General features: G+C 49.8%; 18 protein-coding genes. 6 read left to right on the top strand and 12 right to left on the bottom strand.

What is annotated here, in order from left to right; genetic code table 11:
- Positions 1-65: 65 nt before the first annotated feature.
- The 6 genes from JFN88_RS01400 to JFN88_RS01375 form a co-directional block, all read right to left on the bottom strand.
- Positions 66-698: a PglD-related sugar-binding protein gene (locus JFN88_RS01400; protein ID WP_199017502.1), complete on the bottom strand. Its 633-nt coding sequence runs from the start codon at positions 696-698 to the stop codon at positions 66-68.
- A complete protein-coding gene (gene neuB / locus JFN88_RS01395; protein ID WP_199017501.1) occupies positions 695-1,777 on the bottom strand; it encodes an N-acetylneuraminate synthase in 1,083 nt (360 codons plus the stop codon). Before neuB ends, JFN88_RS01400 begins: the two co-directional genes overlap by 4 nt.
- A 2-nt stretch (positions 1,778-1,779) precedes the next feature.
- Positions 1,780-2,994 carry a UDP-N-acetylglucosamine 2-epimerase gene (neuC, locus tag JFN88_RS01390; RefSeq protein ID WP_199017500.1) on the bottom strand — a complete coding sequence of 405 codons (1,215 nt, stop codon included), beginning with the start codon at positions 2,992-2,994 and terminating at the stop codon, positions 1,780-1,782.
- Positions 2,991-4,181, bottom strand: a complete 1,191-nt coding sequence (locus JFN88_RS01385) for a LegC family aminotransferase (protein ID WP_199017499.1) — start codon at positions 4,179-4,181, stop codon at positions 2,991-2,993. Before JFN88_RS01385 ends, neuC begins: the two co-directional genes overlap by 4 nt.
- Positions 4,178-5,188 (bottom strand): NAD-dependent 4,6-dehydratase LegB, encoded by a 1,011-nt coding sequence (locus tag JFN88_RS01380; protein ID WP_199017498.1) that lies wholly within the window; start codon positions 5,186-5,188, stop codon positions 4,178-4,180. Before JFN88_RS01380 ends, JFN88_RS01385 begins: the two co-directional genes overlap by 4 nt.
- Positions 5,189-5,321: 133 nt before the next feature.
- A complete protein-coding gene (locus JFN88_RS01375) occupies positions 5,322-6,866 on the bottom strand; it encodes a beta strand repeat-containing protein (RefSeq protein ID WP_199017497.1) in 1,545 nt (514 codons plus the stop codon).
- Between the two features lie 517 nt (positions 6,867-7,383).
- Here JFN88_RS01375 and JFN88_RS01370 point away from each other — a divergent pair.
- From JFN88_RS01370 to JFN88_RS01360, 3 genes are all read left to right on the top strand, one after another.
- Positions 7,384-8,352 (top strand): arsenic resistance protein, encoded by a 969-nt coding sequence (locus tag JFN88_RS01370; protein ID WP_199017496.1) that lies wholly within the window; start codon positions 7,384-7,386, stop codon positions 8,350-8,352.
- A 114-nt stretch (positions 8,353-8,466) separates the two neighbouring features.
- Positions 8,467-8,736: a hypothetical protein gene (locus JFN88_RS01365; protein ID WP_199017495.1), complete on the top strand. Its 270-nt coding sequence runs from the start codon at positions 8,467-8,469 to the stop codon at positions 8,734-8,736.
- Between the two features lie 305 nt (positions 8,737-9,041).
- Complete coding sequence (locus JFN88_RS01360) at positions 9,042-9,815, top strand: ANT(4')-I family aminoglycoside nucleotidyltransferase (RefSeq protein WP_199017494.1); 774 nt, start codon at positions 9,042-9,044, stop codon at positions 9,813-9,815.
- 91 nt (positions 9,816-9,906) lie between these two features.
- Here JFN88_RS01360 and JFN88_RS01355 read toward each other — a convergent pair whose 3' ends face one another.
- Both JFN88_RS01355 and JFN88_RS01350 read right to left on the bottom strand, forming a co-directional pair.
- Positions 9,907-10,485 carry a TetR/AcrR family transcriptional regulator gene (locus tag JFN88_RS01355; protein WP_199017493.1) on the bottom strand — a complete coding sequence of 193 codons (579 nt, stop codon included), beginning with the start codon at positions 10,483-10,485 and terminating at the stop codon, positions 9,907-9,909.
- Positions 10,486-10,620: 135 nt separating this feature from the next.
- Positions 10,621-11,616: a helix-turn-helix domain-containing protein gene (locus JFN88_RS01350; RefSeq protein WP_199017492.1), complete on the bottom strand. Its 996-nt coding sequence runs from the start codon at positions 11,614-11,616 to the stop codon at positions 10,621-10,623.
- 345 nt (positions 11,617-11,961) lie between these two features.
- On the opposite strand from JFN88_RS01350, the gene JFN88_RS01345 reads away from it, so the two are divergent.
- The 3 genes from JFN88_RS01345 (at position 11,962) to xerS (ending at position 15,764) form a co-directional block, all read left to right on the top strand.
- Positions 11,962-13,053, top strand: a complete 1,092-nt coding sequence (locus JFN88_RS01345; RefSeq protein ID WP_199017491.1) for a tyrosine-type recombinase/integrase — start codon at positions 11,962-11,964, stop codon at positions 13,051-13,053.
- Between the two features lie 665 nt (positions 13,054-13,718).
- Positions 13,719-14,195 carry a C40 family peptidase gene (locus JFN88_RS01340; protein ID WP_199017490.1) on the top strand — a complete coding sequence of 159 codons (477 nt, stop codon included), beginning with the start codon at positions 13,719-13,721 and terminating at the stop codon, positions 14,193-14,195.
- 489 nt (positions 14,196-14,684) lie between these two features.
- The gene (xerS, locus tag JFN88_RS01335) at positions 14,685-15,764 is read left to right on the top strand and encodes a tyrosine recombinase XerS (RefSeq protein WP_199017489.1); all 1,080 of its coding nucleotides are present in this window, start codon (positions 14,685-14,687) and stop codon (positions 15,762-15,764) included.
- A 159-nt stretch (positions 15,765-15,923) separates the two neighbouring features.
- Here the strand turns inward: xerS and JFN88_RS01330 are convergent, their stop codons facing one another.
- From JFN88_RS01330 to JFN88_RS01315, 4 genes are all read right to left on the bottom strand, one after another.
- Entirely contained in the window at positions 15,924-18,176 is a 2,253-nt protein-coding gene (locus tag JFN88_RS01330) for an alpha/beta hydrolase family protein (RefSeq protein WP_199017488.1), read from the bottom strand.
- A 197-nt stretch (positions 18,177-18,373) separates the two neighbouring features.
- Positions 18,374-21,211: an ATP-binding protein gene (locus tag JFN88_RS01325; RefSeq protein ID WP_199017487.1), complete on the bottom strand. Its 2,838-nt coding sequence runs from the start codon at positions 21,209-21,211 to the stop codon at positions 18,374-18,376.
- Positions 21,204-21,569, bottom strand: coding sequence for a response regulator transcription factor (locus JFN88_RS01320; protein ID WP_199017486.1), 366 nt, complete (start codon positions 21,567-21,569; stop codon positions 21,204-21,206). The genes JFN88_RS01325 and JFN88_RS01320 overlap by 8 nt, the downstream gene beginning before the upstream one ends.
- A gap of 18 nt (positions 21,570-21,587) precedes the next feature.
- Complete coding sequence (locus JFN88_RS01315) at positions 21,588-22,856, bottom strand: response regulator (protein WP_199017485.1); 1,269 nt, start codon at positions 22,854-22,856, stop codon at positions 21,588-21,590.
- Between the last annotated feature and the right edge of the window lie 196 nt (positions 22,857-23,052).

The following is a 23,052-nucleotide window of genomic DNA, read 5'->3' as shown; positions in this document are numbered from 1 at the left end:
GAGGCTCCCGCTGTCTTCTCTTTCGTCTGATCGACAATCTATCTCCTTGCTACCGTTAGCCATAATTAGCGCGCGGGCACGCCTTTGACGGTTAGACCGGCCCCCACATGGCGCGTTACAACCGCTCCTGCCCCAATTATGGCACGACTGCCGATGACAAGCTTGTCGGAGGTCGACCGCCCTTGCAGGATAACGGCTCCTGTGCCGATGCTGCACCTTTCCATCAGATGGACATTGCCTGAAATATTCGCTCCCGGACCAATCGTGACAAAATCTTCAACTATGCAATCATGGGCAACTGTACAGTTCAGGTTATACAATCCGAAGTTGCCATTTTGAATCCCTGTCGTGATACGGCAACCGGCAAATACAAGATTTCCTTGCCGTCGCAGCAAATCCGGCTCCTGCCTGACGGCGAGCGTCGCCGATGGATGAATCAGGTTGACATAGTTGAGCTGGGGAAACCGTTGGAACAACTGGCAACGCAGGTCAGAGTCTCCGATTGCAATAACGAAGGCAAAGCCCCCTGCATGGAGCGTATGAACCCGCTCCTCCCCAACAACGTTGAATCCATAATGCTGCCGAATTCCCAGGACCGGCTCCTTATCGATGAACACAAGCTCCCTGTACCCCACCTCCCAGGCCAGATCGGCCGTTTCTGCGGCCAGCCCGGATGCGCCCAGTATCGCCAGTTTCATTCCAGCAGCTCATCCTTCCTGTAGGCGCGTTTGGACCGCGTACCCAGCAGCTCCCAGTAAGCAAATGGGGACAACCCTCCCCCGGGCCGCTTGACCGCAAGATGGTCTTCCGTCAGCACTTCGCCTTCATCGATATCTTGGGCTGCAATCAGGCTTCTCCGCACCAGCTTGGCGTTCTCGCTCTCCTGGGGCGCCGGGATTTTCAGCGATGAACCGAGAGATGCTTCGACCTGACGGACAGACCGGACAAGCTCGCGGAACGCGGCAGGAGCAAGCGACGCCTGATGGTCCGGTCCTTCCATCCCGCAATCCAGTGTCAGATGCTTCTCAATGACAGCGGCTCCCCGCGCTGCGGCTGCAATGGCAACAGCTATGCCCTCTGTATGATCCGACAGCCCGACAGGCAACCCGAATGCGGCCGACAGTGTATCCATGGCTTGCAAGTTGATGCTGTCGTACGGGGCAGGGTACTCTGTTGTCGCGTGAAGAAGTGTCACTCGTTCCGCTAATGCCTGCCGGCCTACTGCGGACAGATACGCATGGCGGAACGTTTCGCGCGACGGTCTGGACGCTATTGGCCGGGTATATCCGAAGGCCAGTGCAGATAGCGCCTCTTCGACATCAGCGAGTGTACACATGCCGGTAGATAAAAGTACCGGCTTGCCACTGCGGCCGAGTTGAACGAGCAGCGGGGCGTTAGTCGCATCACCGGAGGAAACCTTGATTGCTCCCAGCCCAAGATGCCGAGTCAGCATATCCGCGCTCTCCAGATCAAATGGCGTAGACAGCAATTCAATGTTCAGCTCCCTGCATTGCCGTAACAGCGCCTCATGATCAATGACCGAAAGCTCAAGCCTGCGGAGCATGTCATACTGCGTTTCCCCGGCATCCGTTGTTTGCCGCTGGTACTCCGCCTTTGCTGCCTGCCGGCTTACGAGCCGGTCCGCCCGGAAGGTCTGCAACTTCACAGCATCCGCCCCGGCATCCGCCGCGACTTCAACAAGCTGCTTGGCAAGCTGGAGGGAACCATTATGATTGACCCCGATTTCCGCAATAATGGTGACGCGTCCCTTTTTCACGCCTATCCCTCCCCTTGCGCATCATAAAAAAGCTTCAAGCCGGCGCGACCGCGACCGACCTGACGGATCAGCTCCGCTACGATGCGCAAACCGCTGTTTCCTGTACCGTACGGGTTCTCCACGCCTGTACAGTCCATCCGGCAAGCCTGATGAATGGCCGCCTGAATGGCTCCAGACTCAGGCTCGCAATGCAATACGGAAGCACCCCGAAGTCGTCCCTTTTGCCGGAAGCCGATATCAACGCTAGGCTTGCCCAGGGAGGGAATCTCGCATATGCCGCTGGAAGAATTGCCGATCACCGCATCCACTATGCGCGCGGTACTGAAATAACGAAGCTGCCCCAAGGAGGTATAGGCCGCCGCATTGGCGTGCGCCGCTGTGTATCTGTCAATCCGTTCAGCATAAAGCCGTCCACCAGGGTCAGCGTTCGGCTTCGTAAATACAATACCCGTATCCTCGCCAAGCGCTGCCAGCGCCTTCATCAGTTCCTCCAGCTCCGCTTCCGCATCAGAACTACCCAGCGTTACCGAGTGATACGTCACCAACACATTGCGGGAACGAAAGGTGAAATTAAGCTCATGCTCCAGCTCCTCCCTGGAGAGCAGCGGAAGCTGCTTGATCCGGTCTATTCCGGGATGCCCGACGTTCAGTATCATATGAGGGTCTTCGCCAAGCTGCCTGACCCGCTGTGCGGAGCGTTTATTCGTCACAAAATGAAGCTGGGACATCTTCGTGATGCCATGCCGAATCGCTTCGTCCAGCGCTCCTTCCGTCACATCCCCTCCCCCGATGTGTGCAATGGGAATTCTCGCCATGAATGCCGCTGCGGCTGCAGCCCATATTTCATAGCGATCCCCAAGCACGACCACCCAATCCGGCTGTAGCCGCCGGTACGCATCAGCGAATCCAATCATGCCAAGACCGACCGATTTCGCCGCTCCTGCCGCCGTATCGCTGGACAGCAGCATTTCCACCTGGTCATGAATCGGGAATCCGTCCGCCTCAATAGCCCGGACCGTCATACCGAACTCCGGGGCCAAATGCATGCCTGTCACAATAAGCTGCAACTCCAACTGAGGAGCCGCTTCAATTTGCTTCATTACACTGTAGAGAAGGTCGTACTCCGCACGGCTGCCTGTGACGACAGCAATTTTATGTCTGGGGTTGGAGACGGCGCCATGAACCGCCTGAGTAGTATCGGTTATTTTGCGACTCATGCCCCCCTCCCGTCTGCCTCTTGCAAGAACGCGCTGCTCGGAAGATTGATGACTCGTCGCGCCAAGCTCTCTGCCGTGGACAAATCCATTCGCGGACTGCGCTTTAGCATGGGAAGCTGGTGCAGGGGCGTCCATAACGGACGCGTCATTATGCCCGCCTGATTGGTCTGCTCCAGCACTCCCTCCAGATGGGCAGCGTGAGATTCATCAAGCAACAGCGCATTGAGCCAGTAATTGCTGACCGCAAAGGAAGGTTCCTGAAAAAAACGAATGCCTTCCGCCTGCCGGAACGCTTCTTCATAGGCCGAAGCAAGACTTCGCTTGCTAGCCAGCATAACCGGGAGCCGTTCCAACTGCGCGACTGCCAGTGCCGCATTCAGATTAGGGAGCCGATAATTAAAACCTGTCTGGTCATGAACAAAGTTCCAGCGGTGCGGCAGCTTGGCCGTCGTCGTAAGATGCTTCGCTTTTCGAGCCAGCTTTTCATCATTGGTCAGGAGCGCACCCCCGCCTCCGGCTGTAATAATTTTATTCCCATTCAGGCTGATCGCCGCTATTTCGCCCCAACTCCCGGTATGTCGTCCCTTATAAAATGAACCTAAGGATTCCGCGGCATCCTCGACCATTTTCAGCTTGTAATGCGCGCAAATTTCCGCCAGCGGTTCAAGGTCAACCGGGTGACCCAGGGTGTGCATAGGCACAACCGCTCTGATTCGCCTGCCAGTCCTCGCGTTATAGCAGGAACGGTCTTTAAGTACAGCCTTCTTCCTTAAATAGTGGTCCAGCTTTTCAGGATCGAGGCCAAGTGTAGTTTCCGAACTGTCAACCAGATGCGGGATTGCCCCGCAATAGGAAACTGCATTAGCGGTCGCTACAAAAGTCAAGGCGGGAATCAGCACCTCGTCCCCCGCTTCAACCCCGCTTAGTGTCAGCGAAATATGGAGCGCAGCCGAGCCATTGACAACCGCAATGGCATGCTTGATTCCTGTATAAGCAGCCAAATCTTGTTCCAGACGATTCACGAATGCGCCGACTGAGGATACCCAGCCGGTATCGAGGCATTCCTTTACATATCGCCATTCATTCCCTGCAAAATGCGGGGCGTGCAATGGATGGGCTTGATCGCCTGAGGGCAATACTTTGCGCAAGCGTTCCAGTACGTCCTGAACAAAGGGGTGGCTCGTCATATCGTATACGCTTGCGGGTTGGGATACCGAACTGAACGTTCAGCAGTAAACCACTGCACCGTCTCGCTCAGCCCTCTTTTCAACCCTTCCTCCCCCGTATACTCCGGCTGCCAGTCCAGCAGCTTTTTGGCCTTGGAGATGTCCGCCCAGAGCCGCTCAACCTCGCTGTTGGCCGGACGAATCCGGGCCTGATCGGCCTCAATCTCGATTTGGGCGTCCATCACCTCTGCAATAAGCCGAGCTGTCTGTTCGATTGTCTGCTCATAGCCGCTGCCAACTTGAATAACTTGGCCAACCGACCGCGGAGAGGCTGCCACAGCCGCAAACCCGCGAACCGTGTCCTTCACAAATGTAAAGTCTCTCGTCGGATGCAGCGACCCGAGACGGATACGTCTTGCTCCGCTAGCAATTTGCGAGATAATCGTAGGTATGACTGCCCGAAGTGACTGGCGCGGTCCATACGTATTGAAAGGGCGAATGACCGCAACCGGCAAATCATAGGCATGGTAGAACGAAAGCGCCAACTGATCCGCCCCAATTTTCGAAGCTGCATACGGAGACTGCCCCAATATCGGGTGTTCCTCCGAAATCGGAACGAATCTTGCAGTTCCATACACTTCACTAGTGGAGGTATGAACGAGTTTGACATTTCCAAGCTCCCTTGCAGCCTGGAGAATATGGAGCGTTCCTTTTACATTCGTATCGATATAGCTCTCAGGGGCCAGATAGGAGTACGGAATACCGACTAGCGCAGCGAGATGGAAGACCAGCTTGCAGCCGCGCATTGCCTGTTTGACGGCTCCCGCGTCTCTAATGTCACCCTGTATAACTTCCACCTGGGACTTGATCTCTTCTGGAAAATGCGCAACCCACCCTGTGGAGCCAAACGCATTGTAATAGACAAAAGCTTTTACCTCGCAGCCGGACCGGACCAGCTCTTCGACCAGATGCGAGCCGATGAATCCGTCCGCGCCGGTTACCAAAGCTTTGTTTCCTGCCAAATTCACCTGTTCAGCCCCCAATCTGCTGTCATCTGTCCTCGCTAGATATCCTGTTCATTCGTTAAAGCAGGTATAATAATGTATTCGTGCGGAAGAAAACATATGCAGATGGAGGCGTGCGGAGCAAATGAAATACTTATTATCCAACCCTCACAAAGGAAATCGTTGCTGACGTGGAGGAACCTGAGAGCGTGATCGTCGCTGCAAGAGCAGTCGTGACTGTAACACGAATGATGTCGCCTGCATTTATGTTCAGCACAACCTGGTTATGCACCAGCCCGACCCCGATTGCTGCTGCAACAAGCGTGCCAGGTACAGCAACGCCGTTGCGGGAGAGCTGAAAATTGGTCAGGAGCGTAAGTGTCGGATATATCGCATAGGTGATCAGGTATCTGCCTGCAGTATTGAGTGTAAACGTGTCTGCAGCCGGATTTACAGTAATATCTGACGGCAGATTCTGGGCGTTGGGGAATGTAATGTTTCCCGTAGGGTTTAAGAGAGTCAGTATAATTGTCGCCCCGCTCGTGTTAGCCGCTGACCCTAGCGTGCCCGTCGGACCCGTGGGGCCGGTTGCACCTGTTGCACCCGTCACTCCTGTTGGGCCGGTGATTCCTGTTGAACCTGTTGGCCCCGTGTTGCCCGTCACACCCGTAGCTCCGGTCAGGCCTGTGGCTCCTGTTAACCCTGTTGAACCCGTACTTCCTGTCACACCGGTAGCTCCGGTTGCACTCGTCGGACCAGTACTACCAGTTGATCCTGTTGGACCTGTCGGACCGGTTGAGCCTGCGCTGCCCGTCACACCCGTAGCTCCGGTTAACCCTGTTGATCCTGTATTGCCAGTGACACCCGTAGCTCCGGTCGGGCCGGTAATTCCTGTTGAGCCCGTGGGACCCACAGTGCCTGTAACACCAGTAACTCCGGTTGGCCCTACAGGGCCAGTGGCTCCCGTTACACCTGTTGAACCCGTGCTTCCTGTCAAACCAGTAGCCCCGGTTGCACCCGTCGGGCCGGTACTACCCGTAGCTCCGGTAACTCCCGTTAACCCTGTTGGGCCTACACTGCCCGTCACACCAGTGACTCCTATCGAACCGGTTGATCCCGTTGGGCCGGTAGTCCCGGTGGGACCCGTGTTGCCTGTAACACCAGTAGCTCCGGTTATACCCGTTGATCCTGTACTCCCTGTCACACCCGTGGCTCCTGTCGAACCGGTAGTCCCCGTTACACCTGTTGAACCCGTACTGCCCGTTACACCCGTGCTTCCTGTGGCTCCGGTTGGACCTGCCGGGCCAGTGGCTCCGGTTACACCCGTCGGGCCAGTGATACCCGTTGATCCTGTTGGACCGGTGTTACCTGTAACACCGGTAGCTCCTGTGACTCCCGTTGGACCGGTTGCACCGGTGGCTCCTGTTAATCCTGTTGAACCCGTACTTCCTGTAACACCGGTGGCTCCCGTGCTTCCTGTTGAACCCGTGTTGCCCGTCACACCCGTAGCTCCCGTTGATCCTGTACTCCCTGTAACACCGGTAGCTCCTGTTTCTCCTGTTGGACCTGTCGGGCCGGTGGAACCTGTTGCCCCTGTTGGGCCGGTAGGGCACTTTTTACAGCAGTTAGGGCTATTGCATGAAGAATAAATGACACCTGCCCGGCAGTACGTATTGGTGCCAGCGCCATAAATGATTCCCATTGCAGTCCCTCCCCGTCTGTACAAATTTGAAAATCTATCAAACAAAGCACAAGCCACTCCTGCTTCTGCAAGGCCGATTTTCCCTTGTTATAGTAAATGTAATCTTTCTCCCATTTGCCTGTACGATCACCCTCCAACCCATATAAAAGGCTGCTTTAATAGACGATTACAGTTGTATAATGACCATGAGGGTGCTGTAATGACGGGAAACAGAATCGCAATACGAGACGAGGTTACAACTACATCAGCTGAACGAATGAATGTCAGGCAAAGACTATGTTTCTTCTGTTCAACTAATTTAGTTTACATAATTAAAATTTAGTAAACCAATCTTTTGCCGTAACCCTACTGTGTTTGAACTCTTGTGACTTTTGACAAATTCTGCGTTACCGTTTACGCTAAAACATGCACGTCTGATACTGGCTTCATCATCACTTACCTTAGCAAATTACCGATAATAATCCCGAAAAGTCGATTGTACATATTTTGCGAGATAATAGAGAGGAATGCACAAACTATGTTTACCAGAGAGAAGCTTGAGCACTGCCAAGCTGGATTGTACGCGATTGTTTTAATGATTGCCGCAGCGCTCGGGCTGCTGGCGCCGAACTGGATGGCCAAATTGGACAACAGTATACTCATTTCATCCATAATCGGCATTTTGATGTACGGGATGTTCACGCAAATCCCATTTATAGCGATTAAAGAATCGTTCGGAAACTTGCGCTTCATCTGGGCAATCTTGACGGTTAACTATGCTGCAGTTCCGGCTGTTGTATGGGGGTTGTCACAGCTGTTGCCGAATCATCCCCCTGTCCTGCTGGGTGTCTATCTGGTGCTGCTGGCACCATGCATCGACTATGTCATTGTATTTACTTATCTGGGGCGCGGCAATGAAAAGCTCATGCTGCTGTCGACTCCCGTGCTCTTCATTACGCAAATGATTTTGCTGCCGGTATATTTATGGTTGTTCATGGGAAAAAGCGCTGCGGAAATCGTCAATCCGGGGCCGTTTATTGAGGCATTTTTGATTATTATCGTATTGCCGCTTCTGATTGCATTGGCTATTCAGCTAATTTCAAGGACATCTCCCCAGGGGCAAACGCTGCTCGATTTCTCCGCATGGATTCCGGTCCCATTCATGGCGCTGACGCTGTTCGTCATCGTGTCATCACAGATCAGCAAATTGTCTGAGTATATGGGGCTCATCATCAAGGTAATTCCGGTCTATATCGCTTTTATGGCGATCATGCCGTTCATCGGGCGTCTGATTGCAAAATGGTTTCGCCTGGACGTGAAATCCGGACGAGCAGTTATATTCAGCGGCGGGACACGCAATTCATTGGTTGTACTGCCATTTGCACTGTCACTGCCGGATGATTGGAGCACGCTTGTTGCGGCGATTATCGTGACGCAGACTATTGTGGAACTGACCGGAGAGCTCATATACATTCGAATCATTCCAAATGCAATTCTAAAAGAATGACGGACCCCCTCCTTTTTTTGGAAGCCTAAAATGCCGGTTTCAATCAAAAAATGCAAACATTTCTAAATTAATGTCCTCTCATATCTCGAGTGCAATTTCCACATAACGGAATTCATGAACAATTGTGTTATTTTTATCGTCGTGAATAATAAACAACTGGATATGGTCTTAAAAGGCATGCTGGGGCAATACGAACAGTTTGGCGTGCATTCATTCTGTTGGAAGTACTGGAGGAAGTTCGATAAGTCGGGTTCAGCAACATCTCTTGGAACAGTAAAAGGCTGGCTGGGAGGTAATCCTATGCAATTGGGGCGCGATACCCGTTATGTAATCAATCGTGAGGAAGAGGATTCTCTGACTATGGGATTTGAGGCCGCTCGCTAATGATTCATGCTTTTTTTAACTTCATGCCTCCTCTCTGCACAGGACAACTAAGAAAGGTTGAATTCCTCTTTTTAAGTTTACATAATATAAATTAAGTTAACTATTATTTCGAAGAAAAGAACTCCGGATACGCTGCTTGTTCTTATTGATTTCAAAATGGAAACATAATACAATTTGGAATGTAAGGAGTCAATACTCAAAGGGGGTGTAACAAAATGCCCAAGATAAAAGTTCCCCGTTAATCACGAGGTCCACCATTTCTTTTCATTCTCTGAACACTCATCATAACATTGGGAGAGATGAAAATGAATCGAAATGAACCCGCACAACTGACTCATGATGAAAGATTAGCAAATTGCCACATCATTTCTGAACGGCTGCACCGGACGTATGGCGAGCAAGTGCTTGCAATCGGGGTCTACGGCTCTATGGCGAGAGGCACAGATGCGCCCTTTTCAGACATCGAGATGTTTTGCGTATTGCGAAACACGGATGAAAAAGCCGATGAGTGCTCCTATGAATGGTCAATGGGCTCCTGGAAAGCAGAAGTCGATGTACGAACAGCAGATACACTTCTTCATGAGGCGGCTGTTGTTGAAGGCGAATGGCCGCTCACCCATGGTCCATACTTTCACGTGCTCAGCTTGTATGATCCTGAACAGTTCTTCCCTCGTCTGAGGAAAACGGCTGAGTCTGTCTCCCCTATGGAATTCAAGTTGGCTATTGAAGAGGTTCTCGTTGGGGAAATCATGGAGCTTGTTGGGAAATTAAGAAATGCCGGAATGCAAGACAATTTTGCTTATTTACCGTACCTGGCGATGCAGATGGCTCACAATGGGGCAATGCTGATCGGACTCCATAATTGCAAGCGATTCACGACCGGTGCATTGGTTATGCCTGAGGCATTGACGATGCCGGATCGGCCCGCGGGTTTCGATCAGCTTGCAGAGCTTGTCATGTCCGGCTGCTTGAATGATCCGCCGCGAACTGTTGCTGTCTGCGAATCTTTCTGGGACGGCCTCGAGACTTGGGCGTTCAAGCATGACTACATCATTCATATACGCCGGTTCCCGTTTTGAGAAACCGAGAGTCGTTTCGCGATAAAAAAAAGGTTGCAGCTTGGCTGCAACCTTTTTTATCCTTATAGACATTCAATACACGCTTGTCGAGCTACCGGTCCAAAATTTCCATAGACAGCTTCGCAATACGATGAAGCTTTTTCAAATCTGCAGAAGTCCTCTTCCATACCCGTATTCCAATCAAGGCATTATGAAGCAATTCAGCAAGTTCATCAGCATCTCGGCTCGTTGCAAACTCCCCTGCCACCTGCCCTTGCCGAATAATTCTAGCCAGCAATTGCTCGGTTCGTATAAACCCTTTGGTCGTCATTTCATTGGCAGCGTTATCCCGCAAACCAAGTTCAACGGCTGTATTGACGTACATGCATCCCGCAGGGGCACTATCTAAATCCTCAATCATGAAATCAAAAATAGACTCCATTGCTTCTCTTGCCGTCTCACTGCCCTTAATCCTATATTCAAGTGTTGTATTTATAGTTTGGCCATACCGATTCATCGCTTGCATATATAAGGCCTGCTTATCCCCAAAGGTATCATATAGGCTTCTACGGTGAATGCCCATATGCTCCACCAGATCGGCTATGGACGTCTTCTCGTACCCCTGCTCCCAGAACAGTTGGACCGCCTTGTCCAATACTTCAATTTCTTCAAACTCTTTGCTCCTTGCCACCCGGCTTCCCTCCTTTGTCTACCTAACCATAACATTTCGAGAATGAGTGGTAAAGAAATTCTTGCGGTTTGTTCACTACCGACTGCCCATTTAGGCTCGAAACGGAAATCAGTCTTCGTTCCAGCGATCTGGATTTTATTGAAAAAACCGCTCCAGCTTTTCCTCCAGCCACTCTTGCACGGTCTGATTCTCCCTCTCTGCCAGACGCAGCAGCGTCTGTTTTTTCGCATCCGGCAAATAGACAGTAATCGGTGACAGACCGGTATCAATTAACACGCCATCATACTTGACAACGATTTCCCCCGATCGCAAAAACAGCCTCAGCTTATCGATAAAATCCGGATGCGTCTCGGGCAAAATCCCCGTCAGTACCGACTTGCGGACCTCTACCGTAAGGTCCTGCCCGACATGGAGCCTCATATTGACAGGGCCAATATGTTTGAACATTTCTTCGATTATCGTGTAGATGAAGGAATCAATGCCCCGCGGGATAGGAAACTTGAACATCGCATAGCCGTAGGCTGTATTCAGCTTGCGGTCAGAAATTTGCAACTCCGGCTGCCATCCGCCGACAACAGCCTCTTTATAGGGAAGACGCTCATTGTCCTCTGTCTGCAGAGTCGCCTCGACTCGCCTGTTGCTGACCCGCTTTAATTCTACCAGCCGTGCCTTGCTTCCGTCCTTCACAAACGGCTGATAGAGAAAAAGTCCGCTTTTCTTATCATAAATTGTCTCGTACTTGCCCGCATCCGGGTTTTCCTGCACATAGCGTTCCAATTCTGTTTCTTCTATAAAGTAAGTCCGCTTGCCCCGGTACTCTCCCTCGTAATAGGCCAAGCTTCCGTCATGCAGCAGTTTATGGACAAAGGTTGTCGACCTGCCAATCTTTTTCGCGGCCTCAGCAGAAGTAAGGTCTTTTTTCGTATACAATCCCTTAAGCCGCTCTACGTCCTCTATTCGAAAACGATATCCCCCATCACCGCGATGAGTCATCCGGTTCACAGGCTCAAGTCGTTTGGAGGGATCGGCATGATTAATAATCTTATATAAAGACGTCGCAGTAATTCCCAATGCTTCAGCAGCCTGGGTGACGTCCAGGTATATGCTTTGCGGCCCGCTTATCAGATGCATCTCCGCCTTTCTATATTATTGCCGTCATTCTATTATACAATCTGATTGCTATTTCATAAAGTAAAAAGTGCCGAATTTCTTTTCTAATTTCAATCTAATTCAGACTTAAACTTCAAATTCACTATTAGTTAATAAATATGATTTAGATAATTTAGTTCAATCAAAAAGAATGTACTATTATTTTAGATTAAACTGAACTTTTGAATTTTATTAACTGTCATATCTGATTAAAAAGAGAATAGACGAATTCTATTTTTATATGTATCTATTCATAGATTCTATTTTTATTTATACTAAAGGGTAGGCATATAAAATGAAAATGAAAATGAAATGGAGATGAGAGGCATGAGCACAATTCCGCCGGTACCCGGGGATGACGTCTCCTATTTGATAAGCGGCAACTCCCCTGCTCACGCTATTCAATCTCCTCGGCTGCTCCCCATGATGCTGGAAGATGATCATGTCATCAGCGTCATGAAAATCATTTCCGCTGACGAAGACCGCGAGGGCAATTACAACTTCTCTGCTGTCTCCAATCTGGGGATGATTTATCTGTATATTCACCACCGGGACAAGCGACGCAAGATTAGCACGAAGAAGGAATATATGCGAGAGCTTCTCTACCTGCTTCAATATACAGAAGATATCGGAAAAACAGATATTCGGGAATTAAATCGGTTGGATATGGAAATGTTCCAGACTAATCTGGAGGGAAGGACGAAGAAGAGTACCACGCTTAGCAAGAAGGTTATTATTGTGCAGTCGTTTTTAAAATGGTGTTACGAGGAAAGCTATCTGTCTAAGAATATTGCCCGTGGACTTCGGCCCGTTCATAAACAACGCGAAGAAATCCCGGATCATGATATTGAGGAAATGGATCTGCGGCAAGCGATTGACTACTATGGGGAACATCCGAAAATCAAGTCCCTGCTGCTTATTCTGGCAACGAGCGGATTACGGTTAAATGAGGTTATCACACCGAGCTGGGGCGATCTTTATTATGATGCGCGGCGCGGACGCTACTATTTGCGCACCCGTACCAAGCGGGACAAGCTGCGTCATGCCCATATCAAAGATTACGCGCTGGAAGCACTGCTGGAGTATCGGCACAGGCTCGGGATGAGTACGGATATTAACGGACGAGACAACTCCCCGTTCTATCCGAACCGTTTTGGCAAGCGTTATTCCTTGTCCAGTCTGTCAACTGCTCTGTCCCGATCCATGGAAGAGGCCGGGCTTACTACTGTTCACGGGAATCGCATTACACCGCATTACTTGCGGCATTATTTTACCCAGACTGCTTTTGCCAAGGGCGCACCGCTCGACTGGATATCCGAGACATTGGATCATTCCAGCACGAAAATTACGAAGGATAATTATTTGAGCCGGATGATGAAAAAAGAACGAGATGTCAGCGATTATGTGGATTTGATGTAGGAGGCCAAAAACGACAATGTAACTGAGATAGACAAAGACTTAAAATATCCCCCGCTGCTCTGATGCCATATTCAGAGCAGCGGGGGATATTTAATCATTTCAAGCTGCTGAATTTCTCGCATGGCCATACATGACCCAGAACATGAACAGCATTAAAGTCCTATGAGACAATTTACATGGAGAGAGATAACTGCAAGATACACCTCATGCGTTACATGAAAAATGAAATAGGTTTACATAACTTTAAATATGTTAACCTATTTCACAAACCACCCAGCAAAATTGCGAATTAAAGCAGTTTCCAACGGAATTGGTCTTAGAAGTGATAAAATGGCTCAACCTAAATTAAGGAATCGTGCTTTAACAGCGATCGGAAGAATCCTCTGCCACGCAGCGTCTCCTCCACCTAGAGGTCATCCACTAATTTAGGTTTTGATCCCATAAAATCCTTCTATTATTTATGAGAATTCTGCATGTAAACCAGAATTAGAATATTAGAAATTTTTCATTGGAATCTCATAATCAGGGGGGAACGCTGTAACGACCGCGTTTTCACTCTTACTGTAAATTTGTGTAAAAAATTTATGTGGTATAGTTATTCTTGGCTCCATGAACAGCATGAAGTCTTCATACTTCGACAACAAACGGAGGGAAAAACCGGGAATATGTTGAAACAAAAATTTTACCGTAAACTCATTATGACCTGCTTGTGTACATCCATCGGACTCGCTGCTTTCGCTTTTGGTCCGTCCAACCAAGTCAGCGCCGCTACGTCCGAAGCTACTGAAATCATTTCAACGGGAAAAGATCTTTTGGGAACTCCATATCGGTATGGCTCTTCCGGAACGACCAGTTCTTTCGACTGCTCTTCCTTTGTACAATATGTATTCAATCAAAGTGATATTTCTTTACCCCGTACGTCGTCCGATCAAGCTGAAATTGGGGAAAAAGTAGGCAAAAGCTCCTTAAGCAAAGGGGACTTGATGTTCTTCAATACAAATGGAAAAAGCATCAGCCATGTTGCAATTTACATAGGAGACAATAAGATGCTTCATGCCGCTTCCGGTAAAGGTGTAACCATTACAGATATCGATAATGTCTATTGGAAAAGCAAATTTGTTACCGCACGCAGAGTGCTTTAGCCAAGTAGACATAACTGGAATTATGTCTACTTGCTCCGCAACATCCTGCTGTAACCTGTATACTCCCCGCAACCACCTCGTCACAGGTGGTTTTTTTGTTTCTATAAATACTGACGATGCACTTGCGCCAAAGGTTGCAAAATCGTTACAACAAGCGCAACCGGCCTGGCAAAAAAACAGTGCCTGTCTACGATTAACCGGATATCTCCGCTCGCAAACAGGCACACTGAAGACTACTCCGCTCCCTATACCGTTTTCCGCTGATTTTCCTGAGCAGTTTCCTGCTTGATTTGCTCAAGAATGGCGAGCAGCTCTTCTTTGGTCGGAATCTTCCTTTCCATTCTAATTCCCTCCTGTATGTATGCGTTAACAGCACTGTGAGGCGCTCATCTCCCATTATACTAGATATAGCCCCCGATCAGCCTTGGTAAAGTTAGGGTATACAGCCGCGGGAATCGCTTGCTACAATAGGAATGGAGGTGAGCTAACTTGAACATTTTGAAAGTAAAGGACCGCTTAGAGCTAGACAAGCGAACTCCGGCTATGCCCTGGTATGTAGAGAAGTTCATTCATTATAAGCTGCCCGATTTGTCTCCGTCCTCTCTGCTCGAATATGTGCGGGATTATGAAATTTTTATGAACTGGCTGATGGCCGAAGGCTTAACTGAGGCAATAGCGATTAAGGATATTCCGCTGGAGGATTTGGAGCGGCTGCATATGGACAGCATTGATCATTATAAAATGTTTCTGTCAACCTTCAAAGCGGAGACGAACAACCGGACGACAATATCCCGCAAGCTCTCTTCGCTTCGCTCACTGTTCCATTATTTGAGTCAGATTGCCGAAGATGAGCAATTCTACCCGCTGCTCAAGCGCAATGTGATGGCAAAGGTTCATATCAAGCGGACCCATAAGCCTAAGGATACAGCCGCCAAGCTTGAAGGCAAGCTGCTGCAGGAAGAAGAAATTTATGAATTTATTCATTATATAAAAAGCCAGTACCCAATCGATGCTGCCGGCAACAAGCAAGCGCTGTACTCTTATGAGAAAAATAAGGTGAGGGATGCCTGCATCATAATTCTCATACTCAATTCGGGCCTGCGCGTATCCGAAGTCGTAAATCTTAATCTCGATGACATTGATTTGAAGAAAAAGCTCGCTTATGTATATCGCAAAGGATCAAATGACGATACATTCAAAACTCCGGTCTACTTCCGTCAGGAAGCCATCGATGATTTGAATGACTATCTCGCCTTGCGAGATCGGGAATATCGTCCGCCCAAGCGGGAAAAGGCGTTGTTCCTGGCGATTGCCAACGGCAAAACCGAAGGCTCCCGCATGACGAAGCGGGCAATTCAGGAAATGGTCATCAAATATGCCAAGCGCTTCGGCAAACCGTACCTGTCCGTTCACAAACTGCGCCATTCCTTTGCCACTGACTATTACTTGCGCAATGATCTGTATAAAACACAAGAACAGTTGGGACATTCCTCCCCGGAGACGACCCAAATCTATGCGCACCTGACCGACAAAACAATGGCCGAAGCCATTGATCATATCAAGGATTAGCGGATCGATTAATAATTGAAACAAGCGTAAACGGCTTTGCCGTCCTTGGACGGGCAAAAGCGCCAAACGGCAGTGCTGTCTCTAACAGGCACTGCCGTTGGCGCTTGAGCTTTTCATATGCGGCTCTCCTGACCTCCACACGGGATTACAGCACAGCCTCTACAACTGATCCAGCCTAATATCATCCAACCAAACCGTACCCGATGGCGTCTGATCGAATACAAATTCAATTCTTCTGATTTCCGTTATATCCACAGTTCGACCGTCCTCCCTCTTGAACGCGTTAAGCGGAATGAAAAAATCCTGATAGACCGACTCGGCCGAAGGAGTGAGCTTTCCGTTGCGGATAAAAGGCTCAAGCAGCTTTACATTCAGAAAATGACTGACCAATACAGGCTGTATAGCTTTGAAGTCGCTCAGCAAGCGCTTGATAGAGGTTCCGTCTTTCATGGTAACCTGTATGGAGAAATCAAGCTCCTCCTGACCCTCGGACACTGCGCCGGAATCGCGGGCCAGGGAAAAAGCAAATTCCGAAGCGTTGTTCAGTCTCAATGCCGTGCTCTTGGGAATTTCGAGACTGTATCTGCCCTGCGAATGCTCCCAGCTTAACCGGACGGCCCGATTCAGGCGAGAGCCGTCAACCCGGTTCCGCTTGGTTTCTTCCCCCCACTCCGCCAAATTTTTAGCCGCCAGACTTCCTTTCCTGAGGGTCGTTGTCTCCTGATTCTCATCTTCCTCGTAATCAGCGAGCGGGAGCATCTCGGAGTCATCATACCGACTTAAATAATTCGTTGGCGGCAATATATCACCAATTGTTTGCCAGTCCTTGAACATCGGGATATATTCCTTGCGCCCGTACAGGGTCGCCTCCAAAAAGGCGGCAATGTATGCCTTGGCGATCAAGCGTTGCTCCTCCCCCGCCATAATCGACTTCGTATTCATCAGCATTCGGAACGGCAGCTTGATATCATGTTTGCCCCAGCTTGTATTGAATTGGCCGTGATTGGCCTGCTCCACATACAAAGAAGCTTTCATATAAAAATCCTGATCCGCTTCACTTGGCTCAAAGGAAACACGGTCATACTGGCGATCACCGTCAAAGGTGTTGACATCGGAATCATAGGCGCCCTGAATAACGAAATAATTGATATTTTTCAGCTCGGGAAAGTTGTTCTCCAGCTTTTTATCAGTGGGGGCAATCGCCACAACGGTTTTGATCGGATATTGAATGCCGGTGAGTACTTCCTTCCGACTGGCCTGCTCATAGAAATCATCAAATCCGGCTGCCAATACAGCCGCCTGTCCGCCGCGGGAGTGACCAATAAGCCCAATTTCGTCAAAATTAATTGTATTATACAGTCGATGTTCGGGATCATCGCTCCACTCGTCAAGCTGCTTCAAATGCTTAATAATCATCCACGCCCGCAGCGCGTAATCCTCCGAGGGGATGCCGGACACCGCTGAATAATTGGCGAAGTTCTCATCGATGGACACGGTAATGAATCCCCTGCTTGCGAGCAACTCTCCCAAATACGCATAGCCGTCATCGGAGAAATCTTCCATATTATGATTGCCGTGAATAATCAACACCAGAGGAAACGGCCCCTCGCCCTCCGGCATCCAGACTCTGCCGTTCACCGGCAGCCGTGTCTCATCGAATCCCCAATAAACCGTTCGCAGCCTGCTCCAATCTTTTATAAAGGAAGAAGCATCTGCCGTCTGGGAAATCCAGTCCGCATGGCGGCCAAACTCGCTTCTTCGGGCATCTGTACCACTCCCGTAGGTAAAGGTTTGCACCGGATAGCTTCCTTGGGCTACAGGAGGGACGAGCCGATCTTCCATTTCGCTGGCATCGGACACCGTTTCCGTTGGCTGAAGTTCGGACAGGACAGGAACCGCCCCGTTTGCCTGAAGTCCGCCATAATAAATAAAGCCAAGAGACAGGGCAAGCAGCATTAATGGTCCAAGCATCAGTGTTAGGGTGCGGGGAGCCATTCGCTTGATCGGAAGAATGACGAAATAAAAAAGACATCCTCCCAAGATGCCGAATATGGCCAACGTCGCGGTCAGGATAAACGCCCCTGACCAGCTCATATTCGAGTACGTAAACAGTTGCGGGAACACGGCAAAAATACTGACAATGCTCCCGATAAAGTACACAGGCAGCTTCCAGGGAAGCAATACAAGCAAGAAACTCACAATAAACATGATAACAAATACCAGCAGATTTCCGACAGCTGCAACAGCAATCAGCAGAACAAAATCAGCGATGCGGCCAAGACCGGTAAACAATGTCAAACCGGTTTCCAGCCAGATACATAAAAATACAGCATGCAGCCCTATAAATGCAGCGATCAGCAGCTTCGGGTCATGCTCCCGAAGCTTTCCAAGCCGCTTTTTAAAGCGATTCATTGCCAAGTCTCCTTCATTCTGTAACGCGAACATCCCTTCCGCAAATTCAGCCTCGCCGGAACGTCAGGCGTATCTCCAAGTCCGTGAAGCTTCACGCTGACGGCGCAATAGTTTCCAGATTACTTTTTTCCGCGTCAGCCTTATTGTTTGAAGAAAGGGCGCTTCGGGTACTATTACCCCAAATCGCCCTCTATGAATCATTTTATTTTGGATAGCGCGCGCTGTACAGAGGCGGACAGCATTCCTGGCAAATAAGGCTTGACCAGGAAGTCACGGATTCCCCACTGGACCGCCTTGTCTTTCTCCTCAAACGCACTGGAAATAATAATCGGCGTATTGATAAACAGATCATTTTTTTTCATATGCTCAATCACAGTCCAACCATTCATACCGGATTCCAGCATCAGATCCAGGACGACAACATCGGGCTTGATCTGCTCAATTTGCTCAATCGCCAGGCGTCCCTCAGTGAACAGTTCCACTCGGTAACCGCTAGCGAGCAACTCGTCGCGCAGCATGTGAGAGAGATTATGATCATTTTCCACAAGCATAACCGTCGGGGCAGACTCGCGGATCAACTCGACAGCCTCCGGATCGGCAGGATGTTCTTCCCGTTCTTGCAGCGGCAGCGAAATGGTAAATGTACTTCCTTTGCCCTGCTCGGAGACAACGGAAATTTCCCCTTTGTGCTGATGAAGAATCTCTTTCACGATGGCCAGGCCAAGACCGGTACCCCCAATCTCTCTACGGTCCGAATTATCGACGCGATAGAACTTCGTAAACAACTGCGGGAGCGCATCCTTCGGAATGCCAAGACCTTCATCCTGGACATCCACTATGGCCTTGCCGCGGATGGAGCGACAAGCAATACGAACTTCGCCGCCACTCGGCGAATACTTGACCGCATTGCTGATCAGATTCGTCATGACCTGGCGCAGCTTGTCCTGGTCTCCGAGCACAGTACACGATTCATCCAGGTTCAATACAAAATTGTGGCTATCATGACCCAACTGCTGAATTTCCACAACCTCTCGAATTAGCGGCGTCAGCTCGACAGGCTCTACAACATAGGTCTGCTTGCCGGACTCCATTCGCTGCAGATCAAGAAAATCATTAATTAATGTCGTTAAACGCCTTGCTTCCTGATGAATGGTGTACATATATTTCCGCTGGCGCTCCGGCTTTAATTCTCTATGCAGCAATAGCTCGGCAAAGCCCAACACACTCGCCAGCGGCGTGCGCAGCTCATGACTGACCGTGCTCACGAACTCGGATTTCATCCGGTCCACCTCATACTCCCTGGTAATATCACGGTGAACAAGCAGCAGCCCGAATTGGACACCATCCCTGTACAACGGCTCGTAATAAAGCTGCATAAAGCGTTGGACAGGGTGCTTGATTTCATATTGAATACTTTGTGAAACCGTCGGCTCCCCCGCAACAATACGGTTGATAAAAGAAGTCAGAACACCAGCGCCAATCACACTTCCCTCGAGTTCCTGAAGCAGCTTCTCAAGCGAAAGCGGCAAGCGCCGCCCGCCCTTCCGGAAGAACTGGAACAAATCCATCATCTTGTCATTGACTTCCAGCGTCTCCCCCTGCATATTCATAAACTGAATACCTTCCTGGATCGTATTGAGCATATCGCGCGTCAACTGCCGCTGTCGCTCGGTTTCCTCATACATCACCAGTTTGTCCAGGGCGAGAGAGACCTGACGGGCCAAGTTCAACATGTCGCTCTCTTCGTGCCGGGTGATCGTCCGGCCAATGCGTGTAAGCAGCAGTATCGCCGTGACGGTCTTTTGTCCATTTATAATCGGAACGTACAGGTCCGTTGCTTGCATGTTCTCATGGCAGGCTTGCTCACCCTCCGACGCATCGCGCACATGCTTGTATGGCGCCAGCATCTCGATAGCCCTTACCGCCATGCTGTCTTCAAGCGATTCAATAAACCTGGCTGCCGCCGCAACGGACACACCGCTGGCCGCATAATCGCGAGTCGCATCCAGCAGAACCAGAATCCCTTTATCATAGTCGCTAAACCGCACCAGGTTTTGTATAATGCTGTCGAGCAGTTCCTTTTTGTCCAACGTATTGGCGAGCGCCTGAATGAAAGCGTTCCGGTTGGTCAAGTAAACTTCATTTTCCTCCAGCGTTTCGACGACCTGTTGAAGCTCCTCCTGCTGCGCCTGCAACTCATCCTGCTGGGCAATCAGCTCTTCGTTCTGGGCAAGCAGTTCCTCCTCTTTGGCCTGAATCTGGACCATCATGCTGTTAAAGGAACGGGCAAGATCACCGATCTCATCCTCGCGATCAAGGTTTTCCAGATGAATAATATCCCCTCGGCCAAATCGACCGGCCTGTTGCGCAAGCTGACCAAGCGGCTGACCGATATCGATTGCGACACGGCGGCTGATATAAAGCGACAGCAACAGCACAAGACATATATAAATGATAAATAGAATGCCTTGAAACGACAGGTCGCGGAGCAGCTTATCATTGGCGTTTGAAGCGATAAGTTGGACATTGCGCTCGAATTCTTTGGAAAACTGCATCAGTTCGTTGACCGGATTGGCTTCCCCCGAAGGAACAAACTTGCGCAAGCCTTCATAGTCGCCTTTTTCAGCCAGCGCTATGGCCCCCGGCAAAAGATTATCAAAATAATCCGTGAAGAAGCTCTCAATTCCGGCAATGAGCCGATCCTCTTCTTCCGTAAATTCAAGCTTTTTGAAATCCGCTATATATTGCTCAAGCTCTCTTTTCGCTTCGAACAACTTTTTGTATTCAAACTGGTTTAAATAAACATAATAGCCCCTGGCGCGCAAAATGATTTCGCTTGAATAATCTCCGATCTCCACAACAAGCTCCTGCTTGGTCCGGATATCATTGGACTTAAGCTCGTATTTCTGCAAGATCTGAATGGTGCTCCACAGCATAAAGATTGCGCCTGCCAATATAAGCAGCAGGGACAGCAGCAGCATTGAACTGAAGCGGCGGGTAATCCGCTTGCGTAAATAATGCTGCCATTTAGCCACGTAACATCTCCTCCACCTTATCAATCAGATCCAGCGGGCTGAATGGCTTGGACATGAAACCGTCCGCGCCCGCCGCCAGCACCTTGTCCTGCTCCGCCTGCTGATTCTTGGCGGAGAGCATTAAAATTTTGACATTCTCTTTGCCGGGAAGCTGTCTGACCTTTTCAATAATTTCAATCCCCGTCATTTTTGGCATCATATAATCCAGAATGACCAGGTCATATTCCCCGGATGTAATGTACTGGTAAGCCTCATCACCGTCGCTCGCCTCGTCGATGCTGTAGCCTTCATCCTCCAGCGTATCGACAACCAGCATCCGCAATATCGGCTCATCTTCTGCCAACAGCAGTTTTTTCATAAAATCATTAACCCTCCATCATGATCCAAATTCTAGGATGCAGCCTTTGTCTGCTTGCTCATTCATTGGCCGTTCCGCGATTTCCTTGGCAGATCTGCTAAGCCGAAGCAAGCCATGCAGGGTCTCATTTGCCGCCTCCAACGCAGGCTCCATCTGCGTATACACGACCGTAATCAGACCCCTATCCTCCCCTTCCGGCCAGAAAGTAGACAGACGCTGTTTCACCCGCTCAATATAAATTTGCACAGCCTCTTTTTCCATCCCCCGAAGCAAAACGATGAAACGGCTGCCGCTGTAGCGAACCACCGCCTGCAGTTCACTTTCAGACTCGCCAGAGAGCCTGGAGCTCAAACATTGAGCCAATCCGGACAGCGCAGCGTTGCCCGCTTCTTCTCCCCAGGTCAGATTGATTTGCTCCAGATTTGCGAGCTGAAACATCAGCAAGAAACCGTCATGTCCGGTATTCCCCGTGGCAGAGACAGCCTCACGGTAAAGCTCGGGAAGCTGCGTCCGATTCAAGACCGCTGTCAAGCTGTCAACAGACGCTAGTTCCTCCGCAACACGTTTGCGCAGCAACAGACGCTCCAACCGTGCAGCAAGCTCTGTCGCATGCAGCGGCTTCACGATATAATCATCGGCGCCGAGCCGCAGCGCCTGAACAGGGGCGGTCGGCGACATGTCCGCGCTCATCATAAGGACAGGAGTATGTACAGCCGCCGCCTGCTCCCTTGCAGCAAGCATAATATCGATCCCGCTGCTCATCTGCAAATGCAAATCCAGCACCATCGCATCAGGATTGCTCGTATGTACAAGACGCAGCGCTATCGCGGGGTCGGTCGTTGCCGTTACCCCATATCCTCTGCGACCCAATTCTTCCGTCAGGTAAGCGAGAATGGCTTCATCGTCATCGACAAGCAACAGACTCCCTTTTACGTTGCTCCCAGCCTTGCCTGCATCCACCTTAACAGGAGCGGCAGCATGTTCTCCTTGTACAAGCACAACCAGTGGTGACAAGAATTGTTTCAAGTCACTTCGCGGCCATTCATCCTGCGGTTGCAGTTCGAGCGCATTCATCAGAGAAGCAGCTTCTTCCGAGATACGGGACAGCCCGATCGTACCTGAAGTTCCGCGAATGGTATGCAAAAACCGGTACAGCTCATCGCTTGTAGCTACCGACTGTTGATCCGAATGTCTATCCGGGTTCGTATGCGGGCATTGTTCAGCTTCCAGCCAGAGCTCCAATTGCTCCTTCAATCTTGCAATTAAAGCAAGCTGATATTTTTCCATTTTTACACCTGCCAACTCTAAAGGAAGCCATGCTCTCGTTCTGCTTGTACCTTGATATTATACTTTCTTTTTCGACATTCTTCACCAATGTCCTGCTTGAAAATGACGCCTTACAACAATTCATTTTTTCTAAATTGTCTAACGCACCGGACATCTTGGTATAGAATAAAATTAGTGCCATAAAATATTTATGTGA

The sequence above is a fragment of the Paenibacillus roseus genome (assembly GCF_016424485.1).
Classification (GTDB): Bacteria; Bacillota; Bacilli; order Paenibacillales; family Paenibacillaceae; genus Paenibacillus_D; species Paenibacillus_D roseus.
The sequence above is the reverse complement of the archived record's forward strand: the minus strand, read 5'-3'. Positions and strand labels throughout refer to the sequence as shown.